The sequence below is a fragment of the Streptomyces sp. NPDC001843 genome (assembly GCF_042891955.1).
Lineage (GTDB): Bacteria > Actinomycetota > Actinomycetes > Streptomycetales > Streptomycetaceae > Streptomyces.
Genome location: NZ_JBIATQ010000003.1, coordinates 610,089 through 627,454 on the forward strand (window position 1 = coordinate 610,089; position 17,366 = coordinate 627,454).

General features: G+C 71.8%; 12 protein-coding genes, 3 tRNA genes and 1 pseudogene. 11 read left to right on the forward strand and 5 right to left on the reverse strand.

What is annotated here, in order from left to right; all coding sequences use genetic code 11:
- Positions 1 to 9: 9 nt before the first annotated feature.
- From ACFYZQ_RS11305 to ACFYZQ_RS11335, 7 genes are all read left to right on the forward strand, one after another.
- Complete coding sequence (locus ACFYZQ_RS11305) at positions 10 to 1,173, forward strand: acyl-CoA dehydrogenase family protein (protein ID WP_389144663.1); 1,164 nt, start codon at positions 10 to 12, stop codon at positions 1,171 to 1,173.
- Positions 1,170 to 2,135, forward strand: coding sequence for a bifunctional MaoC family dehydratase N-terminal/OB-fold nucleic acid binding domain-containing protein (locus ACFYZQ_RS11310; protein ID WP_389144665.1), 966 nt, complete (start codon positions 1,170 to 1,172; stop codon positions 2,133 to 2,135). Before ACFYZQ_RS11305 ends, ACFYZQ_RS11310 begins: the two co-directional genes overlap by 4 nt.
- A gap of 1 nt (position 2,136) precedes the next feature.
- Positions 2,137 to 3,171, forward strand: a complete 1,035-nt coding sequence (locus tag ACFYZQ_RS11315) for an acyl-CoA dehydrogenase family protein (protein ID WP_389144668.1) — start codon at positions 2,137 to 2,139, stop codon at positions 3,169 to 3,171.
- A gap of 3 nt (positions 3,172 to 3,174) precedes the next feature.
- Complete coding sequence (locus ACFYZQ_RS11320; protein WP_389144671.1) at positions 3,175 to 3,675, forward strand: MaoC family dehydratase; 501 nt, start codon at positions 3,175 to 3,177, stop codon at positions 3,673 to 3,675.
- Complete coding sequence (locus ACFYZQ_RS11325) at positions 3,672 to 4,838, forward strand: lipid-transfer protein (protein WP_389144674.1); 1,167 nt, start codon at positions 3,672 to 3,674, stop codon at positions 4,836 to 4,838. The genes ACFYZQ_RS11320 and ACFYZQ_RS11325 overlap by 4 nt, the downstream gene beginning before the upstream one ends.
- 146 nt (positions 4,839 to 4,984) lie before the next feature.
- On the forward strand, positions 4,985 to 5,536 hold the full coding sequence (locus ACFYZQ_RS11330; RefSeq protein WP_389144677.1) for a SigE family RNA polymerase sigma factor: 552 nt from the start codon (positions 4,985 to 4,987) through the stop codon (positions 5,534 to 5,536).
- A 155-nt stretch (positions 5,537 to 5,691) separates the two neighbouring features.
- Positions 5,692 to 7,368 (forward strand): long-chain fatty acid--CoA ligase, encoded by a 1,677-nt coding sequence (locus ACFYZQ_RS11335; RefSeq protein ID WP_389144680.1) that lies wholly within the window; start codon positions 5,692 to 5,694, stop codon positions 7,366 to 7,368.
- A gap of 100 nt (positions 7,369 to 7,468) precedes the next feature.
- Here ACFYZQ_RS11335 and ACFYZQ_RS11340 read toward each other — a convergent pair whose 3' ends face one another.
- Both ACFYZQ_RS11340 and ACFYZQ_RS11345 read right to left on the reverse strand, forming a co-directional pair.
- Positions 7,469 to 12,022 (reverse strand): PAS domain-containing protein, encoded by a 4,554-nt coding sequence (locus tag ACFYZQ_RS11340; protein ID WP_389144683.1) that lies wholly within the window; start codon positions 12,020 to 12,022, stop codon positions 7,469 to 7,471.
- 263 nt (positions 12,023 to 12,285) lie between these two features.
- Positions 12,286 to 12,825: an SSI family serine proteinase inhibitor gene (locus tag ACFYZQ_RS11345; RefSeq protein ID WP_389144686.1), complete on the reverse strand. Its 540-nt coding sequence runs from the start codon at positions 12,823 to 12,825 to the stop codon at positions 12,286 to 12,288.
- A 194-nt stretch (positions 12,826 to 13,019) separates the two neighbouring features.
- Between ACFYZQ_RS11345 and ACFYZQ_RS11350 the strand changes: the two genes are divergently transcribed.
- Together ACFYZQ_RS11350 and ACFYZQ_RS11355 are read left to right on the forward strand one after the other, a co-directional pair.
- Positions 13,020 to 13,110 (forward strand) — tRNA-Ser (locus tag ACFYZQ_RS11350).
- Between the two features lie 175 nt (positions 13,111 to 13,285).
- A tRNA-Arg gene (locus ACFYZQ_RS11355) sits at positions 13,286 to 13,358 on the forward strand.
- Between the two features lie 83 nt (positions 13,359 to 13,441).
- Here ACFYZQ_RS11355 and ACFYZQ_RS11360 read toward each other — a convergent pair.
- Positions 13,442 to 13,666 (reverse strand): annotated as a pseudogene (locus ACFYZQ_RS11360) (site-specific integrase); the annotation flags it as partial.
- Positions 13,667 to 13,999: 333 nt separating this feature from the next.
- Positions 14,000 to 14,103: transfer RNA gene (locus ACFYZQ_RS11365), tRNA-OTHER, on the reverse strand.
- Positions 14,104 to 14,850: 747 nt separating this feature from the next.
- Here ACFYZQ_RS11365 and ACFYZQ_RS11370 point away from each other — a divergent pair.
- A complete protein-coding gene (locus tag ACFYZQ_RS11370; protein WP_389144689.1) occupies positions 14,851 to 15,354 on the forward strand; it encodes a hypothetical protein in 504 nt (167 codons plus the stop codon).
- Positions 15,355 to 15,598: 244 nt separating this feature from the next.
- Positions 15,599 to 16,006, forward strand: a complete 408-nt coding sequence (locus tag ACFYZQ_RS11375) for an NUDIX domain-containing protein (protein ID WP_389144692.1) — start codon at positions 15,599 to 15,601, stop codon at positions 16,004 to 16,006.
- A gap of 343 nt (positions 16,007 to 16,349) precedes the next feature.
- On the opposite strand, the gene ACFYZQ_RS11380 is transcribed toward ACFYZQ_RS11375, so the two are convergent.
- On the reverse strand, positions 16,350 to 17,027 hold the full coding sequence (locus tag ACFYZQ_RS11380; RefSeq protein ID WP_389144695.1) for an HNH endonuclease family protein: 678 nt from the start codon (positions 17,025 to 17,027) through the stop codon (positions 16,350 to 16,352).
- Between the last annotated feature and the right edge of the window lie 339 nt (positions 17,028 to 17,366).

A 17,366-nucleotide genomic window follows, 5' to 3' on the forward strand; every position in this document is an offset into this window, starting at 1 on the left:
GGCCCTGCCGTGCACCTCGCCCCCACCGAGCGCCAGCAGCGGCTGCGCGCCGAACTGCGCGCCTACTTCCGGGCCTTGCTGCCCGAGGGGGCGCCCGGCGAAGCGGACCCCCGTGAGCGGCGCACACTGCTGCGCCGTATCGGCGCCGACGGCTGGCTGGGCCTCGGCTGGCCGGCCGAGTACGGCGGCCAGGGCCGGGGCGCGGACGAGCAGTTCGTGTTCTTCGACGAGGCGTACCGGGCGGGCGCCCCCGTCTCCATGGTCACGCTGAACACGGTCGGGCCCACGCTGATGAAGTACGGCAGCGAGGAGCAGAAGGCCCACTTCCTGCCCCGGATCCTGCGCGGTGAACTGGTCTTCGCGATCGGCTACAGCGAGCCGTCCGCCGGGACGGATCTGGCCTCGCTGCGGACCAGGGCCGTGCGGGAGGGCGACGGCTGGCTGATCGACGGGCAGAAGGTCTTCACCTCGGGCGCCCAGCACGCCGACTGGATCTGGCTGGCCTGCCGCACCGATCCCGACGCCCCCAAGCACCGGGGCATCTCCCTCCTCCTCGTGCCGACCGACGCGCCGGGTTTCTCCTGGACGCCGATCGAGACGGTGGGCGGCCAGACGACGACCGCCACCTACTACGACGGGGTCAGGGTCCCCGCCGGCAGCCTGGTCGGCGCCGAGAACGACGGCTGGTCGCTGATCACCAACCAGCTCAATCACGAGCGGGTCGCCCTCGCCGCGACAGGGATGCAGGCCGAGGAGTTCCTCGCGGCCGCGCTGACCGCCGCCCGTACCCCCGATCCGGTGACCGGCAGGCGTCGCATCGACGAGCCGTGGGTGCGTTTCCGGCTGGCCGAGGCGCATGCCCGGCTGGCGGCATCACGCCTGCTCAGCTGGCGTCTGGTGGCGGATGTCGGGGTCGGCCGGCTGGCCCCCGGCGACGCCAGTGGGGTGAAGTTCGCGGGTACGGAATCGGCTGTCGCGACGTATCGCATGTGTCAGCACATCGTGGGTGAGACGGGACTCGTCCGGTCCGGTTCCCCCGGGGTGTTCGGGGACGGCGAGTTGGAGCGGCTGAACAGGGCGGCGCAGATCAACACGTTCGGGGGCGGGGTGAGCGAGGTGCAGCGGGAGATCGTCGCGACGACGCGGCTCGGGATGACGAGGGGGCGGCGGTGAGCGCGCCGGCCGGGGAGCCGGGTGCCGGGCTGGAGCAGCGGCTCCGGACGTACGAGGGGCGCGCGGCCACCGTGGCCACGGTGGGCAAGGACCCGGTCAACACGCCGATGATCCGGCACTGGTGCGAGGCGATGGGCGACACCAGTCCGGCGTACACCGGTCCGGACGCCGTCGCCCCGCCCACCATGCTCCAGGTGTGGACCATGGGCGGCCTCTCGGGCCACGAGGGACGCACGGACGCGTACGACGAACTGCTCGGCCTGCTGGACGAGGCGGGCTGTACGTCGGTGGTCGCCACCGACTGCGAGCAGGAGTACCTCAGGCCACTGCGGCCGGGGGACGAGGTCACCTTCGACACGGTGATCGAGTCGGTGTCGGCGCGGAAGACGACGAAGCTGGGCACCGGGTACTTCGTCACGACCCGTACGAACGTGCGCGTGGCCGGTGATCTGGTGGGCACGCACCGCTTCCGCATCCTCAAGTACGCGCCGGCCCGGCGGAAATCCCCAGGGAAACAGGGGGCCCGCCGCCCACGCCCGGTGGTCAACCGCGACAACGCCGGCTTCTGGCAGGGCGTCGCCGAGCACCGGCTGCTCATCCAGCGCTGCACCGGGTGCGGCACCCTGCGCCACCCCTGGCTGCCGGGCTGCAACGCATGCGGCTGCCTGGACTGGGACACGGTCGAGGCGAGCGGTGAGGGCACGGTCTATTCGTACGTCGTGATGCACCACCCGCCCTTCCCGGCGTTCACAGAATCCGATCATGCCGCTGACGCGGCGGGCCCCTACGCGGTCGGCCTGGTCGAGCTGGCGGAGGGCGTGCGGATGGTGGCCAACGTGGTGGGGGTGCCGTACGACAAGGTGCGCATCGGGCTCCCGGTCCGGGTCGGGTTCCGGCGGTACGAGGACGACGGGGGTGCGCTGGTCCTGCCGGTGTTCCGGGCCGGCGAGAGCGAGGCCTGACATGGACTTCACGCCCACCGAGCCGCAGGCCGCCGCCCGTGAACTGGCGGCGCGGATCTTCGGCGACCTGGCCACGCACGAGCGGCTGGCGGCCGCCGGCACCGGCAGCGACCCGGAGCTGTGGAAGGCCCTGTGCGGAGCGGGACTGGTCGGCGCCGTGGAGGAACTCGGCCTGCTCGGCCTGGTGCTGCTGCTGGAGGAGCAGGGACGTACGACGGCCCAGGTGCCGTACGCGGCCGGCTGCGTGTATGGGCTGCTGGCGCTCACCGCCCACGGCACGCCGGAGCAGCGGGAGCGGCTGCTGCCGGGCGTCCGGGAGGGGTCGGTGGTGGTGAGCGGGGCGTTTCCGGCACAGGGGGGTGTACGGGTCGCCCCGCGGGAGGGGCCGGCGGAGCTGACCGGCGCCGTCCCCGTATTCCCCTGGCTGCAGGACGCCACGCACGCCCTGGTCGCCGACGGGGACCACCTGCTGTGGCTGGTGCCGCTCGCGGAGGGCACCGAGGTCACCCCGGTCGAGCTGACCGCACCCTGGTCGGCGGGGCGGCTCACGCTCCACGGGGCCCGCGCCGAGCGCCTCGGCGGACCTCGGGCGTACGACGACGTGCTGGCCACCGCCCGTACCGCGTTCGCCGGGCTCCAGGCGGGCGTGTGCGCGGGGTCCCTCGCCCGGGCCGTGGCGCACGTGGGCACCCGGGAGCAGTTCGGGCGTCCGCTCGCCACCCGGCAGGCCGTGCAGCTCAGGGCCGCCGACGCGTACATGGACACCGAGGCGATACGGGTCACGGCGTACGAGGCGGCCTGGCGGCGGGACGCCGGACTGCCGTACGCCACGCACGCGCTGACCGCCGCCTGGTGGGCGTCCGAGGCTGGGCAGCGCGTCGTCCACACCGGCCAGCATCTGCACGGCGGTGCGGGAGCCGATCTCGGCCACCCGGTCCACCGGCACTTCCTGTGGGGACGGCAGCTGGACGCGTATCTGGGGTGCGGTGGCGAAGTGCTGCAGGAACTGGGGGAGTTGATCGCGAGTGGGGAGTGAGGCATGACGGAGGTGAGGCCCGGCGCAAAGCTGCCGCCACTGGAGATCCCGATCACCCGGACGCTGATCGTGGCGGGTGCGATCGCGTCGCGGGACTACCAGGACGTGCACCACGATCCCGAGCTGGCGCGGCGCCGGGGATCCCCGGACGTCTTCATGAACATCCTGACGACCAACGGCCTGGTCGGCAGGTACATCACGGACCACTTCGGTCCCACGGCCGTGCTCCGCAAGGTGGCCATCCGGCTCGGGGCGCCCAACTACCCCGGGGACACCATGGTGCTGTCCGGCACGGTGGAGGAGGTGGACGGCGCCACGGCCACGGTCCGGGTCGTCGGTGAGAACGGCATGGGCCGCCATGTGACCGGCACGGTCACGGTCACGGTGCCGGCGGAGCGTACAGCCGTGGGCGCGCCGGATCGTACGGCCGCGGGCACGTCGGAGCGCGGAACCGCCGAGGCGCCGGATCGTACGCCCCCCGGCGCACCGGAGCGTACGGCATGAGCGCGCGGACACGGGACGGCCTCGGTGGGCGGGCGGCGATCGTCGGCACCGGGGCGACGGAGTTCTCCAAGGATTCGGGGCGCAGCGAGCTCAGGCTGGCGGTGGAGGCGGTGCGGGCCGCGCTGGACGACGCCGGGCTGACGCCCGGCGACGTGGACGGGATGGTGACGTTCACGATGGACACCAGCCCGGAGATCACCGTGGCCCAGGCCTGCGGGATGGGCGAGCTGTCCTTCTTCTCCCGCGTCCACTACGGCGGCGGGGCGGCCTGCGCGACCGTCCAGCAGGCGGCACTGGCCGTCGCCACCGGCGTGGCCGAGGTCGTGGTCTGCTACCGGGCCTTCAACGAGCGCTCGGGGCGCCGCTTCGGCTCGGGGGTGCAGCACCGGGAGCCGTCGGCCGAGGGCGCGGCGCTCGGCTGGACGCTGCCGTTCGGGCTGCTCACCCCGGCCTCCTGGGTGGCCATGGCGGCCCAGCGCTATCTGCACACCTACGGGCTGACACCCGAGGCCTTCGGGCAGGTGGCCGTCGTCGACCGCCGGTGGGCGGCGACCAACCCGGCGGCGTACTTCCACGGCCGCCCGATCACGCTCGCCGACCACGCCGCCTCGCGCTGGATCGCGGAGCCGCTGCGACTGCTGGACTGCTGCCAGGAGACGGACGGCGGGCAGGCGCTGGTGGTGACGTCCGTGGAGCGGGCCCGCGACCTGCCGCACCCGCCCGCCGTGATCGCGGCTGCCGCCCAGGGCGCGGGCCGGGCGCAGGAGCAGATGACCAGCTTCTACCGGGACGACCTCACCGGCCTGCCGGAGATGGGCGTGGTGGCCCGGCAGCTGTGGCGGACCTCGGGGCTTGCTCCGGCGGACATCGACGTGGGGATCCTGTACGACCACTTCACCCCCTTCGTGCTGATGCAGCTCGAGGAGTTCGGGTTCTGCGGCAGGGGGGAGGCGGCGGACTTCGTGGCCGGGGAGGAGCTGCCGCTCAACACCCACGGGGGCCAGCTGGGGGAGGCGTATCTGCACGGGATGAACGGCGTGGCGGAGGGCGTGCGCCAGCTGCGGGGTACGGCGGTCAACCGGATACCTGGGGCGGCCCGGGTCCTGGTGACCGCGGGGACGGGGGTGCCGACGTCGGGGCTGGTCCTGGCGGCGGACGACTGAACCCGGACGGGTGAACCCGTAGTACGACGGGACCCCCCGTCCACCTTCAGGAGGTGGGGCGGGCACCACCCCTACAACCTGAGGCGGACCCCGCTTATGGACCTGGGGCCGATCCGCGGCAACGGGGCCGCTCATAGCGTGGAGCCATGACCACACCCGTCTGCACCAGCGCGTCGGCCGTCGCTGCACCAGCGAGGCAGACCCGGCCCTACCCGTCGTTCTCGTCGTACGTCAGGGCCCGCCAGCCGGTGCTGCTGCGTACCGCCCGGTCGCTGACCGCGAACCCGAGCGACGCCGAGGACCTGCTGCAGACCGCGCTCGCGAAGACGTACGTGGCGTGGGAGCGGATCGAGGACCAGCGCGCGCTGGACGGCTATGTCCGCCGGGCGCTGCTGAACACGCGCACCTCGCAGTGGCGCAAGCGCAAGGTGGACGAGTTCGTGTGCGAGGAGCTGCCGGAGCCGGTGCCCGGCGGGGACGACCCGGCCGACCGGCAGGCGTTGCACGACGCGATGTGGCGGGCGATCGGGAAGCTGCCCGCCCGGCAGCGGGCGATGGTGGTCCTCAGGTACTACGAGGACCTGAGCGAGGCCCAGACGGCCGAGGTCCTCGGGGTGTCCGTCGGCACGGTGAAGTCGGCCGTGTCCCGGGCGCTCGGCAAACTGCGGGAGGACCCCGAGCTCGGACTCGTCCGCTAGGACCTGACGCGAACATCCTGGAACGTCCTCGGGTGGTTTCGCCTGGATCAGGCCTGGTCGTCCACGCTTTCGCCGCTCGAAAGTTTTCGGCCCCCTAGTGACATACCACGCGGTATGTGAGCAGAATCAGCGCAGCCCCTACCGCCGCACAGGCAATGTCGCCTTGGGAGGACGCCGTGCTGAGCACGATGCAGGACGTACCGCTGCTGATCTCGAGGATCCTGACCCACGGGTCGACGGTCCACGGCACGTCGCAGGTGACCACCTGGACGGGTGAGGGCGAGCCGCACCGCCGCAGCTACGCCGAGATCGGTGCCCGCGCCGCCCAGCTGGCCCATGCCCTGCGCGAGGACCTCGGCGTCCGGGACGACGACCGGGTCGCGACCCTCATGTGGAACAACGCGGAACACACCGAGGCGTACTTCGCGATCCCCTCCATGGGGGCCGTGCTGCACACGCTCAACCTGCGCCTGCCCGCCGAGCAACTGGTCTGGATCGTCAACCACGCCGCCGACCGGGTGGTGATCGCCAACGGCTCCCTGCTGCCACTGCTCGCCCCCCTGCTGCCGCACCTCAAGACCGTCGAGCACATCGTGGTCACGGGGCCGGGCGACCGTTCCCTGCTGGCGGACGCCGCGGTCCCCGTGCACGAGTACGAGGAGCTGATCGCCGGGAAGCCGGTCACGTACGACTGGCCGGAGCTGGACGAACGCCAGGCCGCGGCCATGTGCTACACCTCAGGAACCACCGGCGACCCCAAGGGCGTGGTGTACAGCCACCGTTCGATCTACCTGCACTCCATGCAGGTCAACATGACCCAGTCGATGGGCCTGACCGACCAGGACACGTCACTGGTCGTGGTCCCCCAGTTCCACGTCAACGCCTGGGGCCTGCCCCACGCCACCTTCATGACCGGCGTCAACCTGCTGATGCCGGACCGCTTCCTGCAGCCCGCCCCGCTCGCGGAGATGATCGAGCACGAGCGGCCGACGCACGCCGCCGCCGTCCCCACCATCTGGCAGGGCCTGCTCGCCGAGCTGACCGCACGCCCCCGTGACGTCTCCACCCTCACCCAGGTCACCATCGGCGGCTCCGCCTGCCCGCCCTCCCTCATGGAGGCCTTCGACAAGCTCGGCATGCGGGTCTGTCACGCCTGGGGCATGACGGAGACCTCCCCCCTGGGCACGGTCGCCCGCCCGCCGGCCCACGCCGTGGGCACGGCGGAGGAGCTCGCCTACCGGCTCACCCAGGGCCGTTTCCCGGCCGGCGTAGAGGCCCGCCTCACCGGCCCCGGCGGCGAGCGCCTGCCCTGGGACGGCGAGTCCGCCGGCGAGCTGGAGGTACGCGGCCCGTGGATCGCCGGCGCCTACTACAACGGCCCCGACGCCGAAGCCCTGCGCCCCGCCGACAAGTTCAGCGAGGACGGCTGGCTGAAGACGGGAGACGTGGGCACCATCTCCCCCGACGGCTTCCTCACCCTCACCGACCGTGCCAAGGACGTCATCAAGTCCGGCGGCGAGTGGATCTCCTCCGTCGAGCTGGAGAACGCCCTGATGTCCCACCCGGACGTCGCCGAGGCCGCGGTGGTCGCCGTCCCCGACGACAAGTGGGGCGAGCGCCCGCTGGCCACCGTCGTCCTCCGGGAGGGCGCCACCACCGGCTTCGAGGCCCTGCGCGCCTTCCTCGCCGCGGAGGCCCACATCGCCAAGTGGCAGCTCCCGGAGCGCTGGACGGTCATCGAGTCGGTGCCGAAGACGAGCGTGGGCAAGTTCGACAAGAAGGTGCTGCGGAAGCGCTACGCGGAGGGCGAGCTGGACGTCACCAAGCTCTGAACCGCGCCCGCCGGGCAGGGGACCGCGAATGTCTGCGGGCCGCCTCAGTCAAGGAGGCGGCCCGCAGACATTCGCGGGACGCTGTGCGCCCGGTCAACCCTCAGTTGATGCCGATGCGGGCCAGCAGGTCCACGATCCGGCTCTGCACCTCGCCGCTGGTGGACCGCTCCGCCAGGAACAGCACCGTCTCCCCCGAGGCCAGCCGCGGCAGGTCGGCCTGGTCGACCGCGGCGGTGTAGACGACCAGCGGGGTGCGGCTGAGCTGGCCGTTCGCGCGCAGCCAGTCCACGATGCCGGCCCGGCGCCGGTGCACCTGCATCAGATCCATCACGACCAGGTTCGGCCTGAGCTGACCGGCCAGCGTCACCGCGTCCGTGTCACTCGCGGCCCGCGCGACCTGCATCCCGCGCCGCTCCAGCGTCGCCGTCAGGGCCAGCGCGATCTCCGCGTGCTCCTCGATCAGCAGCACCCGCGGCGGGTGCTGCTCGCTGTCCCGCGGCGCGAGCGCCTTCAGCAGGACGGCGGGATCGGCACCGTACGCGGCCTCACGGGTCGCCTGCCCGAGCCCGGCCGTGACCAGCACCGGTACCTCAGCCGCGACCGCCGCCTGCCGCAGCGACTGCAGAGCGGTACGGGTGATCGGTCCGGTCAGCGGATCGACGAACAGCGCGGCGGGGAAGGCCGCGATCTGCGCGTCGACCTCCTCGCGCGAGTGCACGATCACCGGGCGGTAGCCGCGGTCGCTGAGCGCCTGCTGCGTGGTGACGTCCGGCGCGGGCCACACCAGCAGCCGACGCGGATTGTCCAGCGGCTCCGGTGGCAACTCGTCGTCCATCGGCTGCGGACGCGGCGTGTCCGCGACCTCGACCGCCCCGCCCGGGCCGTCCAGCGGCTCGGGTCCCTCGGCGGCGTTCTCGTCCGGGGCGCCTATCGCGTACGACCGTCCGGCTCCCTCGGTGGCCGGGGCGAGCCGCGACTGCCCGGCCAGGGACGGCTGGGGGACGGGGGGCGCGACCGGCTGCCCCTGCGGCTGCGCCGGCGGCTGCTCGGCGGGCGGATGCGGGCGGGCACCCTGCTCCGGGCGCTGCTCCGGGCGCTGCTCCGGGCGCGCGGCCGGGTCGGGCGGCGTACCCAGCTTGCGGCGCCGTCCGGAACCGCCGGGCTGGTGCGGGGTCGGCGTGGCCGTCGGCTGCTGCACCTGCGCGGCCTGCCTGCTGAACGGCACGCCCTGCCCCAGCGTCCGCACGCTGAAGCCCCGCCCCTGCGTCGAGTTCACGTCGGCCGGCACACCGGCCGTCTGCTCGGGCAGCGGCTGGGCCGCGGGGGACTGCACGGCGGCGTGCTCCGGGGGGAGAGGGGTGCCGGAGGCCGGGGTCGGAGCGCCGTTCGCCACCGGGCCGACGGGCGTTGCGTTCGCCGGTCCGGCGACGCCGGCGGCCGGAGCCGCCGGACCGGCGGGGGCCTGCGCGGGGACGGGCGCGGCCGGAGCCCGGCCCGCGGCGGTCTGACCGGGAGCCGCCTCCGCGGGCAGCGGCTGGGCGGCGGGCGACTGCCCCGCGTTCTGCGCCGGAACCGACGCGGCGGCGGGCACTGACTGCGGCGCCTGTCCGGGGGTGGCCTGCGCCGGGACCGGCTGGGCTGCCGGTGGCTGGGCGGGAGCGGGCTGGGCCGCGGCCGGGAGCTGACCGGGGGTGCTCTGGGCCGGGACCGTCTGGCTCAGGGCCGCCGGGACCGCGACCGGTTGGCCGGGAGCCATCTGGACCGAACTCCCCGGCACGGGCGCGGCCTGCACGCCCTGGCCGACGCCGCCCTGCGCGGGTACGGCGACACCGGGCTGCGCCTGCTGTGCGGGAACGGCCTGGGCCGGAATCTGCGCGGCCGGCCCAGCGGTCTCCGCCGGCTGCTGCGGCGGGGCCACGACGCGACGGCGGCGGCCGGTCGGCGCGCTGGTGGGATGCGGCTGGGGCGGGGTGTGGTCCTCCGCCTGGTCGTGGGCGACGGCGTCGTGCCGGCCTTCGTCCACCGGCGCACCGGCCGGTACGGCAGCCGGGCCACCCGGCACGGGCGCCGCGCCGTTCGCGACCGGCCCCGGCGCTTCCACGCCCGGCACCTGCGGCTGCCCAGCCGCCTGTGGCTGTCCCGCCGCCTGCGGCTGATCCATGGCCGCAGCCTGCCCAGGAACAGGAACAGGAGCCTGTACCTGGCCCGGCTCCACGGCCTGCGCCTGCCCCGGAACCTGTACCTGCACCGGCTCCACGGCCCGCGCCTGTCCCGGAACCGGCACCGAACCCTGCTCCTGCCCCTCGGCCGGGCGGTCCGCTTCCGCGGGCGGCAGGGCGAAGACCGTACGGGTGCCCGCCTCCTGCGCGGCGGCGCGCTCCGCCGCGGCGGCCAGCGCACGCCGACGACGCCCGGTCGGCTGCGTGGCCTCGGCACCGGTACCGGCCGCGGGCAGGGCGGGCGGCAGGGCCTGCCGTTCCCCGGCGTCACGCGGGATCTGCCGCGCGCCGGGCGAGGGAACGCCCTGCGGCGGCACGGTCCCGCCGAGTCCCGTACCCGAGGCGGCGGTCCCCGCGGCATGCTCGGCCGCCGTCATGACGGCACCCTCGGCGACCCCCTGGTCACCACCGGCACCGGCGTCCTCGGCGGGCCGTCCCCGCCGCCGCCCGGTGCCGCCGGAGACGTCCGTGCTCTCGGGCGCCGGCTGCGCCGCCTCCTCGACGGCACGCCTGCGGCGCCGCCCGGTCGGCGCGGGCGCCTGAGCACCGTCACCACCGGGCTCGCCCGGAACCTCGATCTCCAGGAAGGCGTCCGTGGAGCCCCGCCGGGCTCGTCGCCGCCCGCCGGAGCCGGGCTGCCCGCCGTCGGAGCCGACTTCGACAGCGGGCTCGACGGCGGCCTCGACTGCGGCATCCTCGGCGGCGGCGGAACCGCCCGCCAGTGCCAGCTGGGCACCCGGGACATGCGCCTGGTCCGGTGCCGGGACGGCCCCCGCCCCGCCTCCGATCGGCACCTCGAGCACGTACGCGCTGCCGCTCATCCCCGGCACGTCGTGCGTCTGCAGCACACCTCCGTGGGCCCGGACGATCCCGCGGACGATCGGCTCGTGCACCGGGTCTCCCCCGGAGTACGGTCCGCGGACCTCGATGCGTACGACCTCACCGCGCTGCGCGGCCGCCACGACGACCGTGTTGTCCATGTAACCGCCCGCCGAGACGGGCGTGTTGCCGGTCGCGTCGACGCCGGCCACGTCCGCGACGAGATGCGCCAGCGCGGTCGCGAGCCGCTGCGGGTCGACCTCGGCCTCGATGGGCGGCGCGTGCACGGCGAACTGCACCCGCCCCGGCCCGATCAGCTCGACGGCGCCGTCGACACCGGCGGCGACCACCGAGTCCAGCATCACCTTCGTCCGTACGACGTTCTCCGCGCCCGTGTCGAGCAGCTGGTAGGCGAGGACGTTGTCGATCAGCTGGGTGATGCGCGAGTAACCCGCCGAGAGATGGTGGAGCACCTGGTTGGCCTCGGGCCACAGCTGCCCGGCGTCGTCCGCGGCGAGCGCCGCCAGCTCCCGGCGCAACTCGTCCAGCGGTCCGCGCAGGGAACGCCCGAGCAGGGTGAGCAGCTGCTCGTGCCGCCCGGCCAGGGCCTCGTAGCGGTCCTTCTCCCGCTCCCCGAGCGCGGCGTACCGGTCCTCGCCGGCCGCCAGCTCCTCGGCGTGCCGCTCGCGCAGCTCCTCGACCTCGGTGACGTGCTGCTGGCGCAGCGCGGTCAGGTCGGACGCGTGCTCCTCGGAGAGCTTTTCCAGCTCCTCGGCGTGCGCCTTCTCCAGGGCGGCCTTCTCCTCGGCGAGCGCGTCGTACGGCCGCCGGTCGTTGAAGGTCATCACGGCGCCGACCAGCTGGTCGCCGTCGCGCACGGGCGCGGTGGTCAGGTCGACCGCGACCTTGTCCCCCGCCTTGGACCAGAGCACCTGTCCGCGCACCCGGTGCTTGCGCCCGGAGCGCAGGGTGTCGGCGAGCGGCGACTCGTCGTACGGGAAGGGGGCGCCGTCGGCACGGGAGTGCAGCACGAGGGTGTGCAGCTCCTTGCCGCCGAGCTCGCTGGCCCGGTAGCCGAGTATCTGCGCGGCGGCCGGATTGACGAGGACGATCCGCCCGTCGGTGTCCGTCCCCACGACGCCCTCGGAGGCGGCCCGGAGGATCATCTCGGTCTGCCGCTGCGAGCGGGCCAGCTCGGCCTCGGTGTCGACGGTGCCGGACAGGTCCCGTACGACGAGCATCAGCAGCTCGTCGCCGGTGTAGCCGTAACCGTCGTAGGCCTGCTGCCCGTTCTCCAGGTTCGCGCTGGTGACCTCGACCGGGAACTCGGTGCCGTCGGTCCGCCGGGCGACCATCCGCGTCGGCTTGGTCCGGCCTCGCGGATCCATGTGATCGGGCCGCCGCATGGAGCCCGGGATGAGCCTGGAATCGAAGTCGGGCAGCAGATCGAGCAGCCCGCGCCCCACCAGAGCCGTCCCCGGGGCCTCGAAGGCCTCCAACGCGATGGTGTTGGCGTTGACGACGGTCCCATTGGCGTTGACCAGCACCAACGCGTCGGGAAGAGCGTCGAGTATGGCTGCGAGGCGAGCAGCGCCTCGGGATGGCCTGCTGCTCACGAAACGCTTCCTCCCTGTTACCGCATATTGCCGACCGCTCGGGCCATCTTGCCAACCGGCCCGCGACGTGTCACGCGAGGGAGTCTAAGGGCACCGGTTGCGTCGGCGGCGCCGGATGAGAGGGAGGTCGCACGACGAAGTGAGGGGAACGTGTGACCGCCTGCCCCGGCCTCCGCCCTGCCTCGGGTTTTTGGGCGGCCGGACCTTCGCAGGACATTTACGGGACCGGGGATTCCGCCATGAAACGCCTGTGCGAGCGGGCGCTACGCACGCAGCTCGGGCAGCAGGGGCACGAGCCGGTCCCACCGCTCCACCTCACACCCGTTGCTCCGGTCGTACATCGCGTCGACGGGCCGCCCGGCCCAGGTCCCCGTGACGCGGGCGGTGGCCGGCCCCCCGTACTGCATGGTGCAGACACTGCCCGGCGCGACCGGCGCGAAGACGTCCCGGCCCCATCGCGTGTTCCGGTCCAGCGTCCGGCAGGCCCCGCCCGCGTCCGGATGGCTGCCGGCCTCCGGATGGCAGAACAGCTCGTACGTCCCGTCGCGGCCACCACCCACGTGCAGGGCGGTCACGGTGAGGTGATCCCCGGTGACGGCGACCCGATCCTCGGGACGCACGGGCGGAGGCACCGACACCACCCCGGGTACGGCGGGCACGGCGGGCACGGCGGGCACCGCGACGACGGCGGGCGCCGCGGCCAGGGGGGAGAGGGCGGCGACAGCGGCGGTGAGGGCAACGGCGGCGACGGTGACCACGGACGCCCGGCCCGCCGCACCCGCCCGCGAGATGACCAGCAACATGCCCTACCCAACGCTCCGCCCGCCAGGACGTTGCGCCCCCCCTGCCCCCGACCGCCGCGCGCCCGCCGCGCCGACACGAACGGCTTTGCCCTGCGACCCGCCTGCCTAGTACCGTGGGAGCCGGTTGGTGACACGACGCTCGACTGTGTCATCATCTGCACGCACCACTCACGCGCTCGCGTAGGGGTTGTGCTGGAGGCGTCGCCTAGTCCGGTCTATGGCGCCGCACTGCTAATGCGGTTTGGGCCTTACAGCCCATCGAGGGTTCAAATCCCTCCGCCTCCGCACCTGATCACCGAAGCCCCGGTCCCCACGGACCGGGGCTTCGGTTCTTTGGCGTTTCCGCAGGTCACAAGGGGTGCGCGGAACGGATTTCACATGGCGGCGGCAGTCATGTAATGTTCTTCCTGTCGCCGCGAGCGGGCAGGAAGAGCCGGGAGCGGAGACGAAAACAAAACAAGCACTCGTAGCTTAACGGATAGAGCATCTGACTACGGATCAGAAGGTTGCAGGTTCGAATCCTGCCGAGTGCACACAGGTTAGAGGCCCCGGATCACTCCGGGGCCTCTAGCGTTTCAGGGGCGTACTGCAGCGAAGTGCAGCAACGGGGTCCGAGTCAGCCGGAGTCGGCCCCGCCCATTGCCGCGGACAGCTTGCCGACCGCCGCGCGGATCTCCTCCTCGCTCGCTTCGGCGTAGACCTCCATTCCGGAGCGGGATCACTCGGAGGCCGGCGCGGCGGGCCCGCAGGGCGGTCATGCGGGTGAGGTTCCCCGGCTCGATCGGTGTCCGTACTTCGTGGTGAAGATCAGCTCGCGAGTGTCCTGCCACAGCTCACCGGCTTCGAAGTCGATCTACTTCCAGGTGAGGCCCAGGGTCTCGTGCGGGTTGATGTACAGCCGTACGGAGCCCTCGTACGAGACGTACGACAGCGGGGGCCAGATACAGCGACCCCAGCAACCGCCCCCGACCACCAGCCCCCTCAGGCACCCCGGACCAACCGGTATGACCGTCCCCGACGGATCTCTGTAGAGCTACGGATCAGAAGGTCACCGTGCCCCACGCGTGCCCGATCGAGCGGGATACCACGGGGAACAGCGGGGAGTCACGGTAGCTGAGCACAAGAGCGGCGCTGACCAAATACCAAGGTCAGGGGCCGTTCTCACTGCTCATCTCGCAGGCGGTGGGATGTGAACCCACGGTGACATCGCTGCCACGACGGTTTTCAAGACCGTGTACGGATCGACGCTCCCAGAGCGTCGAGTGCACCCACGGCCGCGTGGATATGAGCCGGGCCGCGACGCAACCGTTCTCCCGCGCACCACCAGAACAGTCGCTCCTGTGCATCCTCCCTTGGATGCATGCCCAGGCCATGCTCAGGGCACAGGGGCCACGCCTGCCACAGAAACTCCATGACGATCTCCTGCGCGGCATCGGCAACGCTCGCCAGCGCAGAGGCAAGGCTGCCCTGCGAGTTCGAGTCCAGGTAATTGCCGTGCCACTCGCCGTTGGCCATGGCGACGTAGACGTTCTCCGGCTCATCCGCATCGTAGGACGGAAGGGCCAGCAGTTGCAGGGGCTCCAGCTGGGGAAGCGTCACCGCCAGGTCCCGGTTCAGAAGGGCGAGCGCCTGGTCCCACACTGGGTACTCGCCCGGCGAGACGCGGCGAGGCTCAGGGGGGTCGAAAAGAGCGCACATGAGCACCATCCTCCGCCACGCCAGGGACAGCCCTCATCGCTCAACAGCGTCGCCCCCCTGCAAAGACCGCGTGCGGCGGCTGACATCAGCGGCTGACATCAACGACGCTGGACGGGTGCGTACACCAGCACCTCTGCCCGGCCGTCGCACCATTCGACGAAAGCCGCCGCAGCGGGCCCGGATCGAACTCCTGAAGCGGTGGTCGGCAGTGATTACGTTGGTCATGATGGCGCCGACACCGGGCAATACCGCTGGTGACCGGCAGGCAGACGACAGTGCACACAATGGGGGCTGTCAGAGGGGAGAGGGAGAAGGATGATGGCGGAGGTGCACGACCTGCTGTGCTGGCGAGGTCCGGTCTCGGTGAACGTGTTCGTCATCGGATCCGGCAACACCCCCTTGCCGAAGGAGGCTTTTCACCTCGAGGGGATGGTCCCCGACGCCTTCCTGCCGTTCCCTCTGTTGGAGCAGCCCGCAGCCGTTGAGCGGCTCGGTCTGGTGTCGTACGACCTCGACTTCGATGACCTCTCGCTCGATCTGCGCCAGTACACGCGAGCAGTACTTCGACGTGTCTGCGCAGACACCCGGGCAGTGGCCTGGACGGCTTTCGAGGGGACGTTCCACTACGACGAACTTCTCACCGACGAGGTGGCCCACCAGGTCTACGGCTACTGCACGACCGGCGCCGAACCGGTGGTCGAGTGGGACACCGCGGCCCTGCGAAGCGAAGAGTGGCGCCGTGGAATCGCCGGGGCCCGAGCGGCTTTGCACGCCTTGCTGTCCGCCTCGGAGACTGCGAGGCAGGAAGAGCAGCACCGACCGAGTGTCTGACTGCGTGACAACGCCGACGAACACCGGCGAACGAGCGCGGACACCCACGGGCTGTCGCCGCAGGTGATTGGCTCGCCAGTCCAAGAATCAGCCCCCGCCCAAGTTGCTTCGGGACCAAGCGGTCGTCCTCCAAAGCTCGGCGTTACGCTCCCGCCGGCCCAGCTCCCTCATGTGGAGTTGCCGGCAGCGAGGCTGGGGCTGGACTGTGCTGACGCAGTCGATGCCCTCCGCTACGGTCCGAGCCATGGTGAATGGCAACGGTGTGCCGGAGAAGGTGGCGTGGGTCCTGGTTCGGGACGACCGGGTATTGGTGACGCGTAGTCACGGCAGAGATCGCTTCTACTTCCCGGGCGGTCATCGTGAGCTGGGCGAGTCCGACGCAGAGACCCTGGTGCGGGAGATCGACGAAGAACTGCAGGCGACGATCGACCCCGGTTCCATGGTGCACTTCGGCACGTTCGAGATCGGCGAGGGCCATCCGGATCACGGCCCCTTCAGGATGATCTGTTATACCGCCGATCACGACGGTGAGCTGACCCCGTCGAGGGAGATCGTCGAGAAGGCGTGGTTCCGCTACGCCGATCGGGACCGGGTCTCGGCCGTCGACGCGATGGTCTTCGACGCACTGCACGAGGCCGCGCGGCTTTCCTGATCCCGTGACCGCTGAACAGCAGCGGGGTACAACCACCACCGTGACCGCAGCTGACTGCCAACACCCCTTGATGGCCGACTGGCCAGCCCATCAGCGTCTCAATGATCTCCCAGCCGAGAGTTCGGGACGAAGAGGTCGTGCCAGACGCGTGCCAGATCGTGCGGGGAACCCCGGGGAACACCGGGCAACCAGCCGGCCTCGCTCCACACACCGATTCCGCTCATCAGCATGTCAGCCGTGGATTAGGCCCCAGATCACCTCAGCTTCCCAAGCTCAGAGCTCATCCGCTCCGCTGAAGAGCCATGTGGACCCCCGCCTCGTCGAGGGGGCGGGGGTTCCAGTTCTATGGGGCGGGTTCGTAGGTCACGGTGGTGCCTGGGCACGCTTCCGCGAGTTGGATGAGTGCTTCGAGTTCGACGGCGTCGACGGTGAGTCCCCAGCGGAGTTTCGTGGCGATCCACTCCGAGGCATAGCGGCATGTGACGTCGACGGCCGGCGGCAGCCACTGGGCCGGGTCCTGGTCGGCCTTGCTGCGGTTGGAGGCCGCGGAGACGGCGACGAGGGAGGCCGGGGCGCCCAGGTCGTTGGCGTACGCCTCACGTCGCTGCGCGGTCCATTGCGATGCTCCGGAGTCCCAGGCCTCCGCGAGCGGCACCATGTGGTCGATGTCCAGTGCGGAGGCCGGGGTCATCCACTTGGCGTCGTAGTACGACCACCAGAGCCCTCCCGACAGCTTGCAGCCGGGGAGCACCTCGGGCGGGACGATCGCCTCGGAGATGAGCACCTCCGCTCGGGTGTTGCAGCCGTCGGTGGGGTTCTCGCCCGCGTTCCAGTGCTTGAAGCTCGTGCGCTGGTAGCCGTCCCTCACCTCCGCGGCGAGCGGGAGGGCGTGGACCGCAGCCGTCATCGGAAGTGTGTTCGATTCGGCCGAACGATTCTGCGCGTGCGCCGGGGTGGGTGCCGCGAGGGGCACAACGAGGAGTGCCGCCGCGATCGCGGCACGTCTGAGGTTCTTGATCACACACAGCAGACTCGAGTGCGTGAATCTAATATGACTGATTCAACTCGAACGAATGAGCCATATGGATGCCTGGATTCACCGGCAGGCGTGCCATGAGACACCTGTGCTCTCGCCTACGTTCGAGAAGCCGCCGCGGCTGTACAGCGATCAGATACAGCAACCCCAGCACCCGACCCCGACGTGCAGCGTCCCCTTGACACTCCCGAACAACCGGGATGACCCTCAGCGACCGATCCACATAGAGCTAGTAGTGCTTCGTTACGTTGGGTGATCTCGGCTGGTGGTGGGCATTGTCCTGGTATGAGGTTGGGGGAGGTGGAACGGCTCCGGGGTGAGTTA

What these genes read in the sequence shown, in the direction of transcription:
- ACFYZQ_RS11315 (WP_389144668.1), top strand. Translation starts at nt 2,137, where the DNA reads ATGGACTTCACGCCCACCGAGCCGCAGGCCGCCGCCCGTGAACTGGCG.
- ACFYZQ_RS11320 (WP_389144671.1), top strand. Translation starts at nt 3,175, where the DNA reads ATGACGGAGGTGAGGCCCGGCGCAAAGCTGCCGCCACTGGAGATCCCG.
- ACFYZQ_RS11325 (WP_389144674.1), top strand. Translation starts at nt 3,672, where the DNA reads ATGAGCGCGCGGACACGGGACGGCCTCGGTGGGCGGGCGGCGATCGTC.
- ACFYZQ_RS11330 (WP_389144677.1), top strand. Translation starts at nt 4,985, where the DNA reads ATGACCACACCCGTCTGCACCAGCGCGTCGGCCGTCGCTGCACCAGCG.
- ACFYZQ_RS11335 (WP_389144680.1), top strand. Translation starts at nt 5,692, where the DNA reads ATGTCGCCTTGGGAGGACGCCGTGCTGAGCACGATGCAGGACGTACCG.
- ACFYZQ_RS11345 (WP_389144686.1), bottom strand. Translation starts at nt 12,825, where the DNA reads ATGTTGCTGGTCATCTCGCGGGCGGGTGCGGCGGGCCGGGCGTCCGTG.
- ACFYZQ_RS11375 (WP_389144692.1), top strand. Translation starts at nt 15,599, where the DNA reads ATGGTGAATGGCAACGGTGTGCCGGAGAAGGTGGCGTGGGTCCTGGTT.